Here is an 18200-nt window from a genome sequence, read left to right as displayed (position 1 = left end):
TTCAGACGGTCGCGGTCTTCGGGCTGTTCGTCATCGTGCTCCTGGCGGCCGGCGACTTCAGCACGGTGCAGGCGAACGCGGAGGCCCAAGGATTGGGCTGGATGATGAGCCCGATGGGCATCGGCCCGGCCGAAGTCGCGCTCTACGCCCTGACGGTCGGCGCGTACCAATTGGTGCGCCAGGACCTGTGGCAGCGCGTGTGGGCCGGCCGCGACCTCAAAACGGTCGTGCGCGGCTACTGGATCTCGATCTGGATCATGACGATCACCATCGTCATGGTCGTCTGGATGGGCGTGTGGGCCCGGTTCGGTCTCGGCATCGTCAGCGAGGACCCGGGGATGATCTACTACCAGCTCATCGCCGAGGTGCTGCCGTTCGAACTCGTCGTTCTGCTCATCGTCGCCCTGCTGGCCACCGTCATCTCCTGCGCAGACTCGTTCTTCATGTGCGGAGCCAGCTCGATCGTCAACGACGTCATCAAGCCGCGGCTCTCCCCGGACTCCTCGCAGCGAACGCTGCTGTTCTGGAGCCGCGTGTCGGTGGTCATCACTTCGCTCATCTCCCTCGCGCTCGCGCTGGCCGTGCCGCGCCTGGTGGAGCTGTGGGTGACCGGCACCGCGATGCTCGTCTCCGGGCTGCTGTTCCCGGCGATCGTCGCGCTGTACAAGAGGCGGATCTCGGGGCGGGTGGCGCTGGCCTCGATGTGGGTGGGCCTGGCGCTCGCGATCGGCTGGACCGTCGCCGGCGCGCCACTGGGCATCCACCCGGTGTTCGTCGGCTTCCCCGCCTCGATCCTCGTGTACGTCGTCGGCCACGCCCTCGACCGGCGCAACCTCGTCGAGTACGCGGGCGTGCCTCCGGTGACCCCGGAGGAGGACCCGCTGGTCAGCGAGGAGCAGCTGGCGACCTCCGACAAGGGATGACGTCGGCCGCAACGACCCCAGGCGCCGGGAGAGTAGACCGGGCGCGGAGGTGGCGCTGATAGCCTCGCGGGCGGGGTCGGCTTCGGCCCCGCCCGCTCGTTCATGGTCGCCCGCACGGGAGGAAGCCGGTGCAAGTCCGGCGCGGTCCCGCCACTGTGATCCGTCGTCCGACAGCGCTTGTCGCCAGACGGTAGCCAGAGACTCCCGGTCGACCATCGGCCCCGGGGCGCGGACCCCGAGAGAGGCACTACCCGTGTTCCTGCTCCTGTCGACCTCCGACACCGACCTGCTCTCGGCCCGCGCGGCCAACGAACGCTCCGACGCTCCGGTGACCTGGCGTTACGCCAATCCGGCCCGGCTGGCCATCGACGACCTGCCGGGGATGCTGGAGGGCACCGACCTCGTCGTCGTCCGCCTGCTCGGTGGGCGGCGGGCATGGCCCGAGGGGCTCGATGAGCTGCTGCGCGCCGACCAGCCGCGGCCCGTCGTCGTGCTCACCGGGGAACAGGCCCCGGATGCCGAGTTGATGAGCGCCTCGACCGTGCCCGCGGGGGTCGCCGCCCAGGCGCACGCCTACCTGGCCCACGGCGGCGCGGAGAACCTCGCCCGGCTCGGCGCGTTCCTCTCCGACACCGTGCTGCTCACCGGCCACGGCTTCGACCCGCCCGCGTCGGCTCCCGCGTGGGGTTGGCTGGGATGCACCGGCTCGTGCCTGAGCGCGCAGGGGGAGCGCGCCCACTGCCCGGTCACCGAATGCCACCGCTGGACCGGTGCTTTCGAGCGTGGCCCCGCGTCTGATAGCCACGCGTCGAACGGCCACGCCGACGCAGCCGCAGGCAGCGACACGGCCACCGCGGTGGAAGCGCCGCGTCCCACGGTCGCGATCCTCTACTACCGGGCCCACCACATGTCCGGCAACACCGGCTTCATCCGCACCCTCGCGCAGGCCGTCGAAGCCGCGGGTGGGCGCGCGATGCCGCTGTACGTCGCCTCCCTGCGGGCCCCCGAGCCGGAGCTGCTGGAGACGCTGCGCGCGGCCGACGCCGTCGTGACGACCGTGCTCGCGGCCGGCGGCTCGACGCCCGCGACCGCGCAGGCCGGCGGCGACAGCGACGCCTGGGACGCCGGCGCGCTGGCCGACCTCGACGTTCCGATCATCCAGGCCTTCGCCCTGACCAACTCCCGCGCGGCGTGGGAGGCCAACGACGACGGTGTCAGCCCGCTCGATGCCGCCACGCAGATCGCGGTGCCCGAGTTCGACGGGCGCATCATCTCGGTGCCGTTCTCGTTCAAGGAGACCGACGAGGAGGGCCTGCCGGTCTACGTCGCCGACCCCGACCGGGCCGCCCGCGCCGCCGGCATCGCCGTCGCCCACGCCCGGCTGCGGCACATCCCCGTCGGCGAGCGCCGCATCGCCCTCGTGCTGTCCGCGTACCCGACCAAGCACGCCCGCATCGGCAACGCCGTCGGGCTCGACACCCCCGCCTCCACGCTGGCGCTGCTGCGCGCCATGCACGAGGCGGGCTACGACGTCGGCCCGCTGACCGGCCCCGACGCCCTCCCGGGCTTGGAGTCGGGCAACGGCGACGAGCTCATCGCCGCGATCATCGCCCGCGGCGGCTACGACCAGGCGTGGCTCACCGAGGACGAGTTGGCCGCCAACCCCCTGCGGGTGCCCGTCGCCGACTACCAGCGCTGGTACCCGGGCATCGACGCCGACCTGCGCGCCGACATGGAGCAGGCGTGGGGCCCGGCTCCGGGGCAGATGTACCTCGACGACGCGGGCGAACCGGCTCTCGTCTACGCCGGGCTGACGGCCGGCAACGTCGTGCTGTTCGTCCAGCCGCCGCGGGGATTCGGCGAGAACCCGATCGCGATCTACCACGACCCCGATCTGGCTCCGACGCACCACTACCTCGGCATCTACCGCTGGCTGCAGGCGCGCCAGAACGACGGCGGCTTCGGCGCCGACGCGCTCGTGCACATCGGCAAGCACGGCAACCTCGAGTGGCTGCCCGGCAAGGGCGCGGCCCTCTCCGGTTCGTGCGCGCCCGACGCGATCCTGGGCAACCTGCCGCTGGTCTACCCCTTCCTCGTCAACGACCCCGGAGAGGGCACGCAGGCCAAGCGCCGCGCCCACGCCGTGCTCGTCGACCACCTCGTGCCGCCGATGACCCGCGCCGACTCCTACGGCGACATCGCCCGCCTCGAGCAGCTGCTCGACGAGTACGGCATCGTCTCGGTGATGGACCCGGCCAAGGCGCCCGCGGTCCAGCAGCAGATCTGGACGCTGCTGCAGGCCGCGAAGCTCGACCACGACCTGGGTCTGACCGGCGCCGACCTGCCCGAGGGCGACGGCTTCGACGAGCTGGTGCTGCATGTCGACGGGTGGCTGTGCGAGATCAAGGACGTGCAGATCCGCGGCGGCCTGCACATCCTCGGCGCCGCGCCCGTCGGCGAACCGCGGGTCGCGCTGGTGCTGGCGATCCTGCAGGCCCGGCAGATGTGGGGCGGCACGCAGAGCCTGCCCGGGCTGCGCGAGGCCCTCGGTCTCGTCGAGGGGCAGGCCGGGCGGCGCGAGACCGACGACGTCGAGGCCAGCGCGCGAGTCCTCATCGAGACGATGGAGGAGCGCGGCTGGGATCCCGGCGCCGTCGACGATGTCGTGTCGATCGCCATGGACGACGGTGGACCGGCCGACGTCACCCCCGATCCGGAGGCGTTGGCCGCGATCCTCGACTTCGCCGCCACCGAGGTCGTGCCCCGGCTGGGCCGCACGACCGACGAGCTCGACCACGCCCTGCACGCGCTCGGCGGCGGCTTCGTGCCCGCCGGACCCTCGGGCTCCCCGCTGCGCGGGCTCGTCAACGTGCTGCCGACCGGCCGCAACTTCTACGCCGTCGACCCGCGCGCCATCCCCTCCCGCCTCGCCTACGAAACCGGCTGCGCCCTGGCCGATTCCCTCGTCGAGCGGTACGAGCGGGACCACGGTGAGGTGCCCGCCTCCGTCGGGCTGTCGCTGTGGGGCACCTCGGCGATGCGCACGGCCGGCGACGACATCGGCGAGGCGCTGGCGCTGCTCGGCATCCGGCCGGTGTGGGACGAGGCGTCCCGGCGGGTCAAGGGCCTGGAGGTCGTGCCCGCCGCCGACCTCGGCCGCCCGCGCATCGACGTGACGCTGCGGATCAGCGGCTTCTTCCGCGACGCCTTCCCGCACGCCGTGGCGATGCTCGACGACGCGGTCCGGTTGGCGGCGGCGCAGGAGGAGGACGGGTCGGCCAACTTCGTGCGCGCCCACGTGCAGGCCGATGTCGCGGCCGGTACCGACGCGTCGCACGCCGCGCGGCGGATCTTCGGTTCGCGCCCCGGCACGTACGGCGCCGGGCTGCTGGAGCTCATCGACTCCCGCGACTGGCGCACCGACGCCGACCTCGCCGAGGTCTACGCGACCTGGGGCGGCTACGCCTACGGGCGCGACCTCGACGGCGAACCGGCTAGGGACGCCATGGAATCGGCGTACAAGCGGATCCGGGTCGCGGCCAAGAACATCGACACCCGCGAGCACGACATCGCCGACTCCGACGACTACTTCCAGTTCCACGGCGGCATGGTCGCGACCGTGCGCTCGCTGACCGGGCAGTCGCCGGAGGCCTACCTCGGCGACTCGACCCGCCCGCACACCGTCGCGACGCGCACTCTGCTGGAGGAGACGTCGCGGGTGTTCCGCGCGCGCGTCGTCAACCCCAAGTGGATGGAGGCGATGCGCCGCCACGGCTACAAGGGCGCCTTCGAGATGGCCGCGACCGTGGACTACCTCTTCGGCTACGACGCGACGACCAACGTCATCGCCGACTGGATGTACGAGCGCCTCACCGCCGAGTACGTGCTCGACGAGGTCAACCGCGAGTTCCTGCAGAACTCCAACCCGTGGGCGCTGCACGGCATGGCCGAGCGGCTTCTGGAGGCCGTCGATCGTGGCCTGTGGGAGTCGCCGGAGGCCGACACCTTGGAGGTCCTGCGCGCCACCTACCTCGAGACCGAAGGCGACCTCGAGGACGCCAAGTGACCCTCACCAACCCCCCGAAAGTCCCACGTTCGGGGAGGTTTCCGTTCTCCGCGATCGTCGGGATGGACGGGATGGGCCTGGCCCTGTGCCTCGCGGCGGTCGGCGAGCACATCGGCGGCGTACTCGTGCGCGGGGAGAAGGGCACCGCGAAGACGACGATGGTCCGCGGCCTCGCCGGCCTGCTCGGCGAGATCGCCGTGGTGCCCGGATGCCGGTTCGCCTGCGACCCCGCGTCGCCCGACCCCGCGTGCCCGGATGTCGAGCGGCACCTGCCGCAGGATGGCGAGGTCGACCGCCGGCCGGTGCCCCTGGTCGAGTTGCCGGTCGGCGCCAGCGAGGACCGGGTCGCGGGCTCGCTGCATCTGGACTCGCTGCTCGCCCGCGGTCAGGTGACCTTCGAGCCAGGCCTGCTGGCCGCCGCGAACCGCGGGGTGCTCTACGTCGACGAGGTCAACCTGCTGCCCGACCACCTCGTCGACGGGCTGCTCGACGCCGCCGCGACCGGCCGCGCCCGGGTCGAGCGCGAGGGCGTCTCCGTCGAGCACGCGGCGCGGTTCGTGCTGGTCGGCACGATGAACCCCGAGGAGGGGGACCTGCGCCCGCAGCTGCTGGACCGGTTCGGCCTCGTCGCCGACGCGGCCGCCAGCCGCGACCCCGACACCCGCGTCGCGGTCATCTCGCGCCGGCTCGACTTCGAGCGTGACCCGGAGGCATTCGCGGCGCGGTTCGCCGACGCTGAGGAGGCGCTGGCTCGCCGCATCGCCCGCGCCCGGGCCGCGGTCGGCTCGGTGGAGTCGCCCCGGGAGGCGTGGCGCAAGATCGCCCGCATCTGCGCGGAGTTCGACGTCGACGGCATGCGCGGTGACCTCGTCACGGCGCGCGCGGCGGCCGCCCACGCGGCCTGGCAGGGTCGAGATGTCTTGTCGGACAACGATATTCGCGTGGCCGCCCGGTTGGCCTTGCCGCATCGTCGGCGGCGTAACCCGTTCGACACCCCTGAGTCGGCGGCGGCCGAGCTGGAGGAAATCCTGCGGCGGGTGCTGGGGGAGGAGCCCCCCGAGCCGGAGCCCGAACCCGAGCCGGAGCCGGAGACCGACCCCGACGACGGCGACCCGCAGCCACCGCCGGACAAGCCGACCGATCCGCCTCCGAGCGACCCGGGACCCGAGGACGCCGCGGACCCGCCGGAGCCACCCAAGGGGGAGACGAGCGAGCCGGAGCCCGATCCTGCTCCGCCGCAGGCCCCCAAAGAGCCCCCGGCGGGCGCGGGGCAAGCGGAGTCGCGCACCGAACGCGCCGGAAAACCCCACCGGGCACAAGTGTTCGCGCTCGACCGGGTCGGCCAGGGCGTCACGGGTCGACGGTCGCGAGCGGTGACCACGGTCGGCCGGCAGGTGCGCGGCGTGACCCCGGCGGACCCCCGCGGCCGCGGCCTGGCGGTGACGGAGACGATCCGCGCCGCCGCCGGTGCGCAGGCCGACCGGGGCAGAGGCGACGGTGAACCGCTGCGCCTGCAGGGCAGCGACCTACGCCGCAGTCTGCGGGAGGGCAAGGAGGGCAATCTGGTCGTCTTCCTCGTCGACGCCTCCGGGTCGATGGGCGCGCGCCGGCGCATGGCGACGGTGAAGACCGCGGTGCTGTCGCTGCTCCTCGACGCCTATCAGCGCCGCGACAAGGTGGCGGTCGTGACGTTCGCCCGCGACCGCGCGCAGCTCCTGCTGCCGCCCACCGGCAGCGTCGAGCTGGCCCGCGCCCGCCTCGACGCGGCAGCCACCGGCGGCCGCACTCCGCTGGCCGAGGGCCTGACGGCGGCGCACGACCTCATCCGCCGCGAGCGCGCCAAGGACCCGATGCGCCGCCCGCTGCTCGTCGTGCTCACCGACGGTCGCGCCACCCACGGCCCCAACGCCCTGCCTCGCGCCCGCGCCGCCGCCGCCCGCATCGCCGGCTTGGGCGTCGGCAGCGTGGTCCTTGACTGCGAGTCCCCCCGCGGCGTCCGCCTGCGCCTGGCGGCCGACCTCGCCGCCGTTTTGGGTGCTCGCCTCATGCCCCTGGCCGAGGCCGACGTCGCCGCACAGTCCCGCCCCGGAGCCGCCTGACCCGTACGCCGACGTCAGTAGCGTCCCGCTGCGGGTAGATGCATAGAAAATCTATGTATTATTGGGAGCGTGCCCAAGGACCTCGACTCCCTCGCCTCCGACCTCGTCGTCAGCAGCGCGAAGCTCGTCCGGCTCGTGCGATACCGCACCAACACCGGGCAAGCCCAGGGGGCTGACTCCACGGCGACGTGGCGAGCACTCGCGATCCTCTCCGATCGGGGACCCCTGCGGGTCACCGAGTTCGCCGAGCTGGACCAGCTGACCCAGCCGTCGGCGACGGCGATCCTGCGCCGCCTGCGCGGGGAGGGCGCCGTGCACAGCGCGCCCGATCCCCGCGACGGCCGGGCGTCACTCGTCAGCCTGACGCCGGCGGGGGAGGCCCGTCTATCGCGCCTCCGCCGGGCCGGTGCAACTGCCGTGGCACCCCTCCTGGCCGACCTCAGCGATGAGGAACGCGCCCTCCTGCGACGCGCAAGCGACCTCCTCGACGAGGTGACGCGCCGCGATCCACTCATCTCGTCCTCCCGAAAGGACACCCAGTGACACCCCGCTCGACCACCGCTGTTCCTGACAGCAACAGCGAAAGCCGAGCCCTGAGCGCGCCCACCGACGGTTCACCCGAGCCTGCGCCCGAGGAGGCCGGCAGTGACGGCATCCTGCACCAGTCGAAACCCGTGTGGGCGGTCGCGTTCGCCTGCGTCATCGCGTTCATGGGCATCGGGCTCGTCGACCCGATCCTGCCCGCCATCAGCGCGCAACTCGACGCGTCGCCGTCGCAGGCGATGCTGCTGTTCACCAGCTACCTCATCATCACGGGGCTGGCCATGTTCGTCACCAGCTGGGTCGCCGGTCGCCTCGGCGCCAAGCGCACCCTCATCACGGGCCTGGCCTGCATCATCGTATTCGCCGGGCTGGCCGGCGCCTCCAGCTCCGTCGACCAGATCATCGGCTTCCGCGCCGGCTGGGGCTTGGGCAACGCCCTGTTCATCTCGACGGCGCTCGCAACGATCGTCGGGGCGGCCAGCGGCGGCACGGCCCAGGCGATCATCCTCTACGAAGCTGCCCTCGGGCTCGGCATCGCGACCGGTCCGCTGCTCGGGGGATTCCTCGGCGGCATCTCGTGGCGCGGCCCGTTCTTCGGCACCGCCGTGCTCATGGCGGTCGCCCTCGTCGCCCTCCTTGTGCTGCTGCCGAAGGCGGCGCAGCGCCCCGCCCCGGTGCCCCTGGCCGCGACCTTCACCGCATTGGGCAACCCGGCGCTGCTCACCCTGGCGATCGCCGCCCTCTTCTACAACTACGGGTTCTTCTCGTTGCTGGCCTACAGCCCGTTCCCCGTCGAGGCGGCCGGCGCCCGGATCGGCGTGCACATCGGCGCGCACGAGCTCGGCCTCGTCTTCTTCGGCTGGGGATTGGCGCTGGCCCTCGCCTCGGTCCTCCTCGCGCCGGCGCTCACCCATCGGCTGGGGCGCCTGCCCGTGCTGACCGGTGCGCTCGTGCTGCTCGCGCTGGATCTGGCGGTGCTCGCTGCGGAAATCGACTCGCTCGGCACCCTCGTCGCCGGCATCGTGCTCGCCGGAGTCTTCCTCGGCGTGCTCAACACCGTGCTCACCGAGTCGGTCATGGAGGCCACCGACCTGCCCCGCGGCGTCGCCTCCTCGACGTACTCCGGTGTCCGCTTCCTCGGTGGTGCCCTCGCGGCGGCCGTGGCCGGGCCCTTGGCGGCGGTTTTCGGGGCGCCGATGCCGTACTGGATGGGTGCGGCGAGCCTGCTCGTAGCCGCCGCGGTGCTCGTCGTGGGTCGCCGGCTGTTGAGCCGGGTCGACACCCATCTCGTCGAGACCACCGAGCAGGAGGCGATGGCCCTCACCGCCGGCGATGCCTGACGGAGCGCCACGTCTGCGAGTCCTCCCGCGGCGTCCGCCTGCGTCTAACCGCCGTTTTGGGCGCCCGCCTCACGCCCCTGGCCGAGGCCGACCTCGCCGCGCAACCGCGCCGCGGAGCCGCCTGATCCCGCGTGACCTGGCCCGCGAGAACCGATGGCTACCAAGGCAGCTCAGGTCAGGGTCAGGACCGCGACAGCGGGATAGCGTGCGGCGATACGACGATCGAGGGTGGCGAACGACATGCCGGCGGCCAGCGCAAACGCCGCGAGATAGTCATCGGTCCACAGCTTGTGGGACGGCTCATCCCGAGCCGAGAAGCTGCGCCACAGCGGCTCGAGCCCGGCGGGTTCGGGCGACCACGTGATCTGCCTGTCGGACGTCAGCCGATCGAGCACGTTCCAGGCCACGGCTCGGGTCAGGACGTCGTCACCCATGACAGCTCGATTCGTGAGCAGCCGCAGCAGTGACATCTGCGTCACCCGGCACAGGGCGAGGGTGTCATCGATCCGGGACTTCCACTGCGCCACGGCCCGATGGCGGGGTTGCGCCTCATAGACCAGGGCCAACCAGGCGTTGACATCCATGAGGATCATGAGGCGTAGTGCTCTGCGTCGTCGTCGGCGAGGATGTCGTCCAGTTGTTCGTTGGTCAGATCGGGAGCGGTTCGGCGGGAGCGGATCAGGGGGTACTCGACATCGCGCGGGTGCTCCTCGCTCGGGGGAAGCCCGAGTTCCCGGGCCAGGGCCCGCTCGAAGAGAACCTTCAACGATTCCCCCGCGGTCGCGGCCTTGGCCTTCGCAGCTCGCATGAGCGCATCCGGCAGGTCGATCGTCGTTCGCATAAAAGCATATTACCTTCATCGAAGGGATGTGATCTCGTCGCAGCACAGCTGAGGCTGATGGATCAGCCAGTCCAGGGTCGCTACGACGAAACGACACCGGTTCCTGCCTACGCTGGGATCCACCCGGAGGAAGGAACCCTGATGTCCGCAGCAGACCAGGTCAGTGTCGAGGAGCTCGGCAGGCTGCCGGAGGGCGATCGCGACCCCGTCGCGATCCTGATGCAGCAGAACGCGACGCGGCTGCAGGATCTCGTGGCGGTGCGGATGGGCCGGATGCTGCAGTCGCCGTTCGCGTTCTACCGCGGCACCGCGGCGGTGATGGCGGCCGATCTGGCGACGGCCCCGAATCCGGGCTGCACGTCGTGTCGTGCGGCGACGCGCACAACTCGAACTTCGGCTTCTACGCCTCGCCGGAGCGCGCGCTGCTGTTCGACCTCAACGACTTCGACGAGGGCGGCGTCGCGCCCTGGGAGTGGGACCTCAAGCGGCTGGTCACCTCGGTCTACATCGCGGCCCTCGACAACGGGGAGTCCCCGAAGGTGGCCCGCAAGGCCGCCCGCGCGACGAGTGCGGCGTACCGCAACATGACTGCCCGTTTTCATGAACTCAGTGCCTTGGAGCGCTTCTACGCCACCGTCGACACCTCGCAGCTCGAGGGCCTGCTCACCGGGAAATCTCGAAAGACCCTCGACAAGACGACGAAGAAGGCACGGCGACGCACCTCCAATCAGGTGTTGGACAAGCTGACGATCGTCGACGACGCGGGCGGACGGCGACTGGCCGACCAGCCGCCGCTGACCCAGCACACGAGGCACGCGAGCCGCGAGCAGCTGAAGCAGTTGTGGACCGAGTACGTGCGCACGACCCGCCAGGACGTGCGCATGCTCCTGCAAGGTTTCCGCGTGGTCGACCACGTGCTGCGGGTCGTCGGAGTGGGGTCGGTCGGCACCCGCTGCTACATCGTCTACCTCGAAGCCGACGACGGCACTCCACTGTTCTTGCAGGCCAAGGAGGCGCAGCCGTCGGTGCTGGTGACCTACGGCGGGGTGCCGCAACGGATCGACGGTGTCGACATCGAACCCCCGGAGGGCGAGGGGCAGCGGGTCGTCTCCGCCCAGCGGGTGCTGCAGGCCCATTCCGATCCGTTTCTGGGGTGGATGCGCGGCTTCGCCGGAGAGCAGGGTGAGCACGTGCGCACCGACTACTACTGGCGGCAGTTCCGCGACATGAAGGGCTCGGTGGACCTCTCGGTGCTGGGCCCCAAGCAACTGACGGACACCGCCCGGGTCTGCGCGGGCGTGCTGGCGCGCGCCCACGCCCAGTCACCGGGGTCGGCGCAGATCGCCGCCCGCTACGCAGACGCGGAGGACCTCGACGAGGCGCTGACCGACTTCGCCCGCGGCTACGCCGCGATCTGCCAGGCCGACTACGACGCCCTGGCGGCAGCGGTGGAAGCAGGAAAGGTCCCCGCCACCTTCGGAGTCTGACCGCCGGGGCTCCCCGCGCGCCTGCGCCGCAGCCCTCAGGCAGTCGTGATGTGGCGGCTGCGGGCCGCCATGCCGCACACTGTGCTGTGCCGTCGACCAGCCAGTGGGCCGCGTTCCTCCTCGCCTCGCTCATCTTCATCCAAGTGCCCGGGCCGAGCCTGCTGTTCACCATCGGCCGCGCGCTGACCGTCGGCCGCGCCGAGGCGCTGGCCTCCGTCGTGGGCAACGGCCTCGGCCTACTGGTCCAGATCGTGCTCGTCGCGGTGGGACTCGGCTCGCTGGTCGCGGCGAGTTCGACGGCCTACACGGTGGTCAAGGTGGCCGGTGCCGCCTATGTGCTCTGGCTGGGCATCCAGGCGATCCGGCACCGCGCCGACGCCCGCCGCTCCCTGGACGCGGCCGTGCCGATCCGCCGGGGCAATCCGGTGCGCATCGGCTTCACCGTCGGGGTCACCAACCCCAAGACGATCGTGTTCTTCGTGGCCTTCCTGCCGCAGTTCACCGATCGCAGCGGGGTCGTGCCGGTGCAGGTGCTGCTGCTCGGGGCCGCGTTCACCGCGTTGGCGATCGCTTCTGACTCCCTGTGGGCGCTGGCCGCCGGCCGCGCCCGCGACTGGTTCGCCCGCCGCCCCGAGCGCCTCGACCGCCTCAGTGCCACGGGTGGGTCGATGATGGTCGGCCTCGGCGTCCTGCTGCTCGTGCGGGACTGACGCGCGCAGGGGCGGTGTCATTGATGGGCTCAATCGGTGCATGTAAAATGCATGCATGGTGGCGTTGCAGATACGGAATGTGCCGGAGGGGGTTCGGTCGGCCCTTGCGCTGGAGGCGGAGCGGCGGGGGCAGTCGCTGCAGGCGTACCTGCTGGCGGTCGTGACAGACGAGGCTAGGCGAGCGTCAAATCCGTTCATCCTGAACCGGATTCCCATGCAGGCTCGAGGCATGCAGGAGGCGGATGAGGGCGCTGAGAGCTCGGCCGTCGAGATTCTGCGAGAGGTTCGGGAGCAGCGAACCGCGCACCTGCTGGACGTCGTCGGCCGCCGACCCGACGGGCCGTGATCGTCGTCGACGCCTCGGCCCTGGTTGAGGCGCTGATCCCAAACGGCGCCCATAGCGAGTGGGCTCGCGAGCGACTGTCGGGAGATCCGGCGTGGTGCGCCCCGGACTATCTCATCGCCGAGGCGTTCGCCGCGGTACGAGGCCTGCAACTCGGCGGCAAGCTGACGTCGGAGGCAGCCGATGAGGCGTTCGACGCGCTCAGCGCGGTATTCGTCGACCTCGTGCCGACGCAGCGGCTCGTCCCTTCATGCGTGAGCTGATGCACGCGATCGGTGCCTACGACACGGGCTACGTCGCGCTGGCAGCAACCCGGTCACTCACTCTCGTGACAGCCGACGCCCGCCTCGCGCGCGGCGCCAAGCCGTGGTGCGAGGTCGAGGCTCCCCCTTCTCCGGGGGCCGGGGTGGATGCGCCCACGCAGACCCAGACGACGTGACCGACTACCCGGTCGAGACTGGTGATGGGGAGGTCGTCACCGCGGGTCCTGTGACCGCAGCAGGGCGGAGGCGGTGCGCTGATCGAGCACGAGGTCGGTGGCGACGCCGGCGCTCAGGGCGCCGAGCAGGGCGGGCACTTTGTGCTCGCCGACGACGACGCACAGGCGTCGGGGGATGCGGGCCAGGTCGCGTGGGGTGGGGCCGGAGGCGCGGGCGTTGATGGCGACGTCGGCGTAGGTGCCGTCGCGGCGCAGAAACACGGTGCACACGTCTCCGACGACGCGCTCGCGGTGCAGCTCCCGGATGTCGTCGGGCGCCAGGTAGCCGGCGCGGTACACCTCGGAGGCGAGGGTGCCGGCAGTGGCGCCGACGCCGAACACCGCGAGCTGAGTCCGCTTACGCAACTCCAGCAACTCCCGCACGGCGCTCTCGCGCCACAGCGCCTCCCGCGACTCGACGTAGTCGAAGAAGGCCGGGGTGGGGAAGTAGGCGATGTCGGCGTCGAACGCCTCGGCGACTGCGCTGAGCAGCTCTTGGGCGTAGCGCACTCCCGCCGGTCGCGAGCGCGCCGACCCGTTGAGCTGCAGCACCTGCACCCCGGTCATCGGCCGGCGCGGCAGGTGGTCGGCGATCGCCGAGACGGTCGTCCCCCAGGCCACCCCCACGATCATCCCGGGTTCGACCCAGTCGGCGAGCAGCCGGGCCGCCACTCGGGCCACCTGATCGAGACGCACGTGCTCCGGTGCGCTGTCGCGCACCTCCACGATGTGGGTGCGCACGCCGAAGCGGGTCGTGATTCGCTCCGCCGACTGTCGCGCCGCATCGACAGTCGTGTCCACCGTGATGCGCACCAGACCCGTCTCGCGGGCGTGCTTGAGCAGCCGGGACACCGTCGAGCGGGACACCCCGAGGGTGGCGGCGATCGTGGCCATCGTCTCGTCGTGCAGGTAGTAGAGCGTGGCCGCGCGGCGAGCCTCGTCACGAACGTTCACGGTCCAAGCCTTCCGTTTGCACGTTTGTGCAGCCTAGTGGACCATGTGTTCACTCGGTGCCAGGCTGAGGTTCAAGGACGCAGCCGATGACCGCCTGGTCACTTACCGAAGGATGGATCGCCCATGGCATCAACAGAATTGACCCCCGCCAAGCGCACCGAAGCACTCGCGCAGATGAGCTCGGGCGAGCCCCTGGACATCCTGGTCGTCGGCGGCGGCGTGACCGGCGCCGGCATCGTGCTCGACGCCGTGACCCGCGGCCTGCGGGTCGGCATCGTCGAGGCGCAGGACTGGGGCAGCGGCACCTCCAGCCGCTCCAGCAAGCTGGTGCACGGCGGGCTGCGCTACTTGCAGCAGCTCGACTTCAAGCTCGTCTTCGAGGCGCTGCACGAGCGCGAGCACCTGCTCGACACCCTCGCCCCGCACCTCGTGCGCCCCGTCTCCTTCCTCTACCCGATCAACAAGAAGTACGTCGAGCGCCCCTACGTCGCTGCCGGCGTCGGCCTCTACGACGTGCTGGCCCGGGTCGGCTCGCGCGGCTCGGCGATGATGCCGTTCCACAAGCACTACTCGGCGCAGGGCGTGCGCGAGGAGTTCCCCGACGCCAAGCCCGACGCGATGGTCGGCGCCATCAAGTACTGGGACGCCACCGTCGACGACGCCCGCCTGGTGCTGGCGTTGGTGCGCACCGCCGTGCAGTTCGGCGCCTACGCGGCGAGCCGCACGAAGGTCGAGCGGTTCACCAAGACCGCGGGCCGCGTCGACGGCGCCGTCGTCACCGACCTGGAGACCGGCACCGAGCACACGATCAAGGCCCGGACTGTCATCGCCGCGGCCGGCGTGTGGACCGAAGAGACCCAGGACCGGGCCCAGGCCGAGGGCGGGCTGAAGGTGCTGGCCTCCAAGGGCGTGCACATCGTGGTCCCCCGGGAGCGCATCGCGGGCGACACGGGCGTCATCCTGCAGACCGAGAAGTCGGTGCTGTTCATCATCCCGTGGAGCCGCTACTGGATCATCGGCACGACCGACACCCCCTACCACCAGGACTTCACCCACCCCGCGGTGACCGGCGCCGATCTCGACTACATCCTCGAGCACGCCAACGGCATCCTCGAGAAGCCGCTGACCAGGGACGACATCGTCGGCAGCTTCGCCGGGCTGCGGCCCCTGCTGCAGCCGGGCACCAAGGGGGAGGGGGAGCCCTCCTCCACGAAGATCTCGCGCGAGCACACGGTCGCCGAGGCGACCCCCGGTCTCGTGACGATCGCCGGGGGCAAGCTGACGACCTACCGGGTGATGGCCGAAGATGCCGTCGACTTCGCTCTCGGCCGCACCCGCGCCAAGGAGGTGCCGTCCCTGACGGCCAAGACGCCGCTGCTCGGGGCCGTCGGCTACGAGACCTACCAGCGGCGGGCGGACAAGATCGCGGCGCAGCACGGCCTGAGCCGGTTCATGGTCGATCACCTCCTGCACCGCTACGGTGCGCTGCTGCCCGAGCTGCTCGAGATGGTGGCGCAGCACCCCGACCTGGGTCGGCCGCTGGAGGAGGCTCCCGCGTACCTGCGCGCCGAGATCGCCTATGCGTGCACGCACGAGGGCGCGCTGCACCTGGAAGACATCATGGTGACCCGCACTCGCCTCACCTACGAGGTGCGTGAGCACGGTCGTGCTGCCGTCCCCGAGATCGCCGCCATCGCCGCGGAGTACCTCGGCTGGGACGACGCTCGCCGCGAGGCGGAGATCGCCGCCTACCGGGCACGCTGCGAGGCCGAGGACGCCGCCGCGCAACTCGTCGACGAAGATGCCGCCGCGCGGGCCCGCGCCGAGGCCGACGAGGTCACCGAGGCCGTTTCCGCCTGAGCGCGGGTACCCGAACCCCGCACATCGGCGGGGCGCGGACAGTCGCGCCCCGCCACCATCCACCGGATCAGCCCACTCCTGGGCTGTGCCAACCCCTCGACCGGCCCAGCGCAGCCGTTGCTTGCGCTGCGCCGACCCATTCTCAAAGGAGAGAAGCATGCTGCCTGCCCTGGCAACCTCTGCCCCCATCGCCGCCGCTGCCGCGGCCGAACACGTGCCACTGGCAACCGTCTTCGTCTCGGAGGTGATGGGCACGGCGATGCTGTGTCTGCTCGGCTGCGGCGTGGTCGCCAACGCGCTGTTGCCGGCCGCCAAGGGCGCCGGCGGTGGCCCCGTGATGATCCACTGGGGCTGGGGGATCGCGGTGTTCGCCGGCGTCTACGTCGCCTTCCAGTCCGGCGGTCACATCAACCCGGCGGTCACTCTGGCGATGCTGGCCAACGGCGCGACCGAGTTCGCGGCAGGTGTCCCGGTGACCCTGGGCACCACGCTGGTCTACATCAGCGGTCAGCTGCTCGGCGCCACGCTCGGCGCCATCTGCGTGTGGCTGGCCTACAAGAAGCAGTTCGACGAGGACGCCGACCCCGCCCTCAAGCTCGCGGTCTTCAGCACCGACCCGGAGGTGCGCAACCCCGCGTGGAACGCCGTGACCGAGGCGATCGGCACGTTCGTGCTCGTCTTCGTCATCCTGCAGTTCGCCCACACCCCCTCGGGTCTCGGCCCGCTGGCGGTGGCGCTGCTCGTCGTCGGCATCGGCGCCAGCCTCGGTGGCCCCACCGGCTACGCCATCAACCCCGCCCGTGACCTGGGCCCGCGGATCGCCCACGCCATCCTGCCGATCCCTGGCAAGGGCGACAGCAACTGGCGTTATGCCTGGGTGCCGGTCGTCGGCCCGATTCTCGGTGGCCTCGCGGCCGGCCTGCTGGCCACCATCTACTGACTCTTCAGCCCAACCCCCACAAACCCCGACTCTCACGAGGAAGTGAGCAGAACTCATGAGCGAGAACACCTACGTCATGGCCATCGATCAGGGCACGACGAGCAGCCGGGCGATCATCTTCGACCACGCCGGGCAGATCGTCTCCACCGGCCAGCTGGAGCACGAGCAGATCTTCCCGCGCGCGGGGTGGGTCGAGCACGACCCGATGGAGATCTGGCGCAACGTGCGTCAGGCCGTCGCGCAGGCCTTCGCCGCCTCCACCCCCGACCTGACATCGAAGGACCTCGCGGCCGTCGGCATCACCAACCAGCGCGAAACCGCGGTGGTGTGGGACAAGACGACGGGCGAGCCGGTCTACAACGCCATCGTGTGGCAGGACACCCGTACCCAGGCGATCGTCGACGAATTGGCCGGCGACGAGGGCGCGGATCGGTACAAGGACGTTTGCGGTCTGCCGCTGGCGACCTACTTCACCGGACCGAAGGTCACGTGGATTCTCGACAATGTCGAGGGGGCCCGCGAGAAGGCCGAAAAGGGTGACCTGCTCATGGGCACCACCGACTCGTGGGTGCTGTGGAACATGACGGGCGGCCCGGACGGCGGCGTGCACGTCACCGACGTCACCAATGCGTCGCGCACGATGCTCATGGACCTGCGGACCCTGGAATGGGACGAGTCGATCTGCGCCGACATGCGCATTCCGATGTCGATGCTGCCGCGCATCGCCTCCTCCTCCGAGGAGTACGCGGAGGGCCGGGAGCAGGGTCTGTTGGCCGGGGTGCCGATCGCCGGCATCCTCGGCGACCAGCAGGCCGCGACGTTCGGTCAGGCGTGCTTCGAGAAGGGCATGGCCAAGAACACCTACGGCACCGGCTGCTTCGTGCTCATGAATACCGGCACGGAGATCGTGAAGTCGGAGAACGGGCTGCTGACGACGGTCTGCTACAAGATCGGCGACGCCGACACGGTGTACGCCCTCGAGGGCTCGATCGCGGTCGCTGGTTCGCTCGTGCAGTGGCTGCGCGACAACCTGGGGCTCATCAAGTCCGCCGAGGAGGTCGAGACGCTCGCCAAGGGCGTCGACGACAACGGCGGCACATATTTCGTGCCTGCGTTCTCGGGACTGTTCGCCCCGCACTGGCGCTCGGACGCGCGCGGCGCGCTCGTCGGTATGACGCGCTTTGTCAACAAGGGTCACATCGCGCGGGCGACGATCGAGGCGACGGCGTATCAGACGCGTGAGGTGATCGACGCGATGAACGCCGACTCCGGGGTCGACCTCACGGAGTTGAAGGTCGACGGCGGCATGACGGCGAACGAGTTGCTGATGCAGTTCCAGGCCGATCAGCTCGGCGTGCCGGTCGTGCGGCCGCAGATCGCGGAGACCACTGCTCTGGGCGCCGCGTATGCCGCCGGTATCGCGGTCGGGGTGTGGAGCGGTGAGCAGGATGTCATCGACAACTGGGCCGAGGGGCGCCGCTGGGAGCCCGCCGAGGGCGACGACGAGCGGGAGCGCCAGTACCGCAACTGGAAGAAGGCCGTCACCAAGACCCTCGACTGGGTCGACGACGACGTGCTGGTCTGAGCACGAACTCGAGGGGTCCCGATGGTGAGTG

At 71.0% G+C, this 18200-nt stretch carries 15 protein-coding genes, 1 pseudogene and 1 riboswitch; of the genes and pseudogenes, 13 read left to right on the top strand and 3 right to left on the bottom strand.

All coding sequences use genetic code 11. The annotated features are described in order from the left end of the window. The 5 genes from KILIM_RS19715 to KILIM_RS19695 form a co-directional block, all read left to right on the top strand. The coding region (locus KILIM_RS19715; RefSeq protein ID WP_006594515.1) for a sodium:solute symporter family protein at nt 1–923 on the top strand (923 nt) is incomplete at its 5' end. A gap of 93 nt (nt 924–1016) precedes the next feature. Further along, a riboswitch (cobalamin riboswitch) is annotated at nt 1017–1147 on the top strand. A 29-nt stretch (nt 1148–1176) separates the two neighbouring features. Continuing rightward, the gene (gene cobN, locus KILIM_RS19710; protein ID WP_006594514.1) at nt 1177–4989 is read left to right on the top strand and encodes a cobaltochelatase subunit CobN; all 3813 of its coding nucleotides are present in this window, start codon (nt 1177–1179) and stop codon (nt 4987–4989) included. Beyond that, nucleotides 4986–7088 carry a VWA domain-containing protein gene (locus KILIM_RS19705; RefSeq protein WP_006594513.1) on the top strand — a complete coding sequence of 701 codons (2103 nt, stop codon included), beginning with the start codon at nt 4986–4988 and terminating at the stop codon, nt 7086–7088. The genes cobN and KILIM_RS19705 overlap by 4 nt, the downstream gene beginning before the upstream one ends. Nucleotides 7089–7157: 69 nt before the next feature. Further along, nucleotides 7158–7631: a MarR family transcriptional regulator gene (locus KILIM_RS19700; RefSeq protein WP_006594512.1), complete on the top strand. Its 474-nt coding sequence runs from the start codon at nt 7158–7160 to the stop codon at nt 7629–7631. Next, on the top strand, nt 7628–8971 hold the full coding sequence (locus tag KILIM_RS19695) for an MFS transporter (protein ID WP_006594511.1): 1344 nt from the start codon (nt 7628–7630) through the stop codon (nt 8969–8971). Before KILIM_RS19700 ends, KILIM_RS19695 begins: the two co-directional genes overlap by 4 nt. Nucleotides 8972–9141: 170 nt before the next feature. On the opposite strand, the gene KILIM_RS19690 is transcribed toward KILIM_RS19695, so the two are convergent. Further along, entirely contained in the window at nt 9142–9564 is a 423-nt protein-coding gene (locus KILIM_RS19690) for a TA system VapC family ribonuclease toxin (RefSeq protein WP_040563923.1), read from the bottom strand. Next, a complete protein-coding gene (locus tag KILIM_RS19685) occupies nt 9561–9812 on the bottom strand; it encodes a hypothetical protein (RefSeq protein ID WP_006594509.1) in 252 nt (83 codons plus the stop codon). Before KILIM_RS19685 ends, KILIM_RS19690 begins: the two co-directional genes overlap by 4 nt. Before the next feature lie 57 nt (nt 9813–9869). Between KILIM_RS19685 and KILIM_RS19680 the strand changes: the two are divergent. The 5 genes and pseudogenes from KILIM_RS19680 (at nt 9870) to KILIM_RS22835 (ending at nt 12791) form a co-directional block, all read left to right on the top strand. Continuing rightward, a pseudogene (locus KILIM_RS19680) lies at nt 9870–11299 on the top strand (DUF2252 domain-containing protein). A gap of 86 nt (nt 11300–11385) precedes the next feature. Then, on the top strand, nt 11386–12009 hold the full coding sequence (locus KILIM_RS19675; protein WP_040563922.1) for a LysE family translocator: 624 nt from the start codon (nt 11386–11388) through the stop codon (nt 12007–12009). A 55-nt stretch (nt 12010–12064) separates the two neighbouring features. Next, complete coding sequence (locus KILIM_RS19670) at nt 12065–12355, top strand: FitA-like ribbon-helix-helix domain-containing protein (protein ID WP_006594506.1); 291 nt, start codon at nt 12065–12067, stop codon at nt 12353–12355. Beyond that, nucleotides 12352–12615 carry a type II toxin-antitoxin system VapC family toxin gene (locus tag KILIM_RS19665; protein WP_006594505.1) on the top strand — a complete coding sequence of 88 codons (264 nt, stop codon included), beginning with the start codon at nt 12352–12354 and terminating at the stop codon, nt 12613–12615. The genes KILIM_RS19670 and KILIM_RS19665 overlap by 4 nt, the downstream gene beginning before the upstream one ends. Continuing rightward, nucleotides 12603–12791, top strand: coding sequence for a PIN domain-containing protein (locus tag KILIM_RS22835; RefSeq protein WP_006594504.1), 189 nt, complete (start codon nt 12603–12605; stop codon nt 12789–12791). Before KILIM_RS19665 ends, KILIM_RS22835 begins: the two co-directional genes overlap by 13 nt. A 36-nt stretch (nt 12792–12827) precedes the next feature. Here KILIM_RS22835 and KILIM_RS19660 read toward each other — a convergent pair whose 3' ends face one another. Further along, nucleotides 12828–13784, bottom strand: a complete 957-nt coding sequence (locus KILIM_RS19660) for a sugar-binding transcriptional regulator (RefSeq protein ID WP_006594503.1) — start codon at nt 13782–13784, stop codon at nt 12828–12830. Nucleotides 13785–13907: 123 nt separating this feature from the next. On the opposite strand from KILIM_RS19660, the gene KILIM_RS19655 reads away from it, so the two are divergent. The 3 genes from KILIM_RS19655 (at nt 13908) to glpK (ending at nt 18169) form a co-directional block, all read left to right on the top strand. Next, the gene (locus KILIM_RS19655; protein ID WP_006594502.1) at nt 13908–15644 is read left to right on the top strand and encodes a glycerol-3-phosphate dehydrogenase/oxidase; all 1737 of its coding nucleotides are present in this window, start codon (nt 13908–13910) and stop codon (nt 15642–15644) included. Between the two features lie 157 nt (nt 15645–15801). Next, complete coding sequence (locus tag KILIM_RS19650) at nt 15802–16584, top strand: MIP/aquaporin family protein (protein ID WP_006594501.1); 783 nt, start codon at nt 15802–15804, stop codon at nt 16582–16584. A gap of 55 nt (nt 16585–16639) precedes the next feature. Further along, nucleotides 16640–18169 (top strand): glycerol kinase GlpK, encoded by a 1530-nt coding sequence (glpK, locus tag KILIM_RS19645; RefSeq protein WP_006594500.1) that lies wholly within the window; start codon nt 16640–16642, stop codon nt 18167–18169. Nucleotides 18170–18200 lie beyond the last annotated feature (31 nt).

Origin of the sequence: Kineosphaera limosa NBRC 100340, from assembly GCF_000298215.1 — a bacterium.
In the GTDB taxonomy this organism is placed as follows: domain Bacteria; phylum Actinomycetota; class Actinomycetes; order Actinomycetales; family Dermatophilaceae; genus Kineosphaera; species Kineosphaera limosa.
This window is presented reverse-complemented; position numbering and strand designations above follow the sequence as displayed.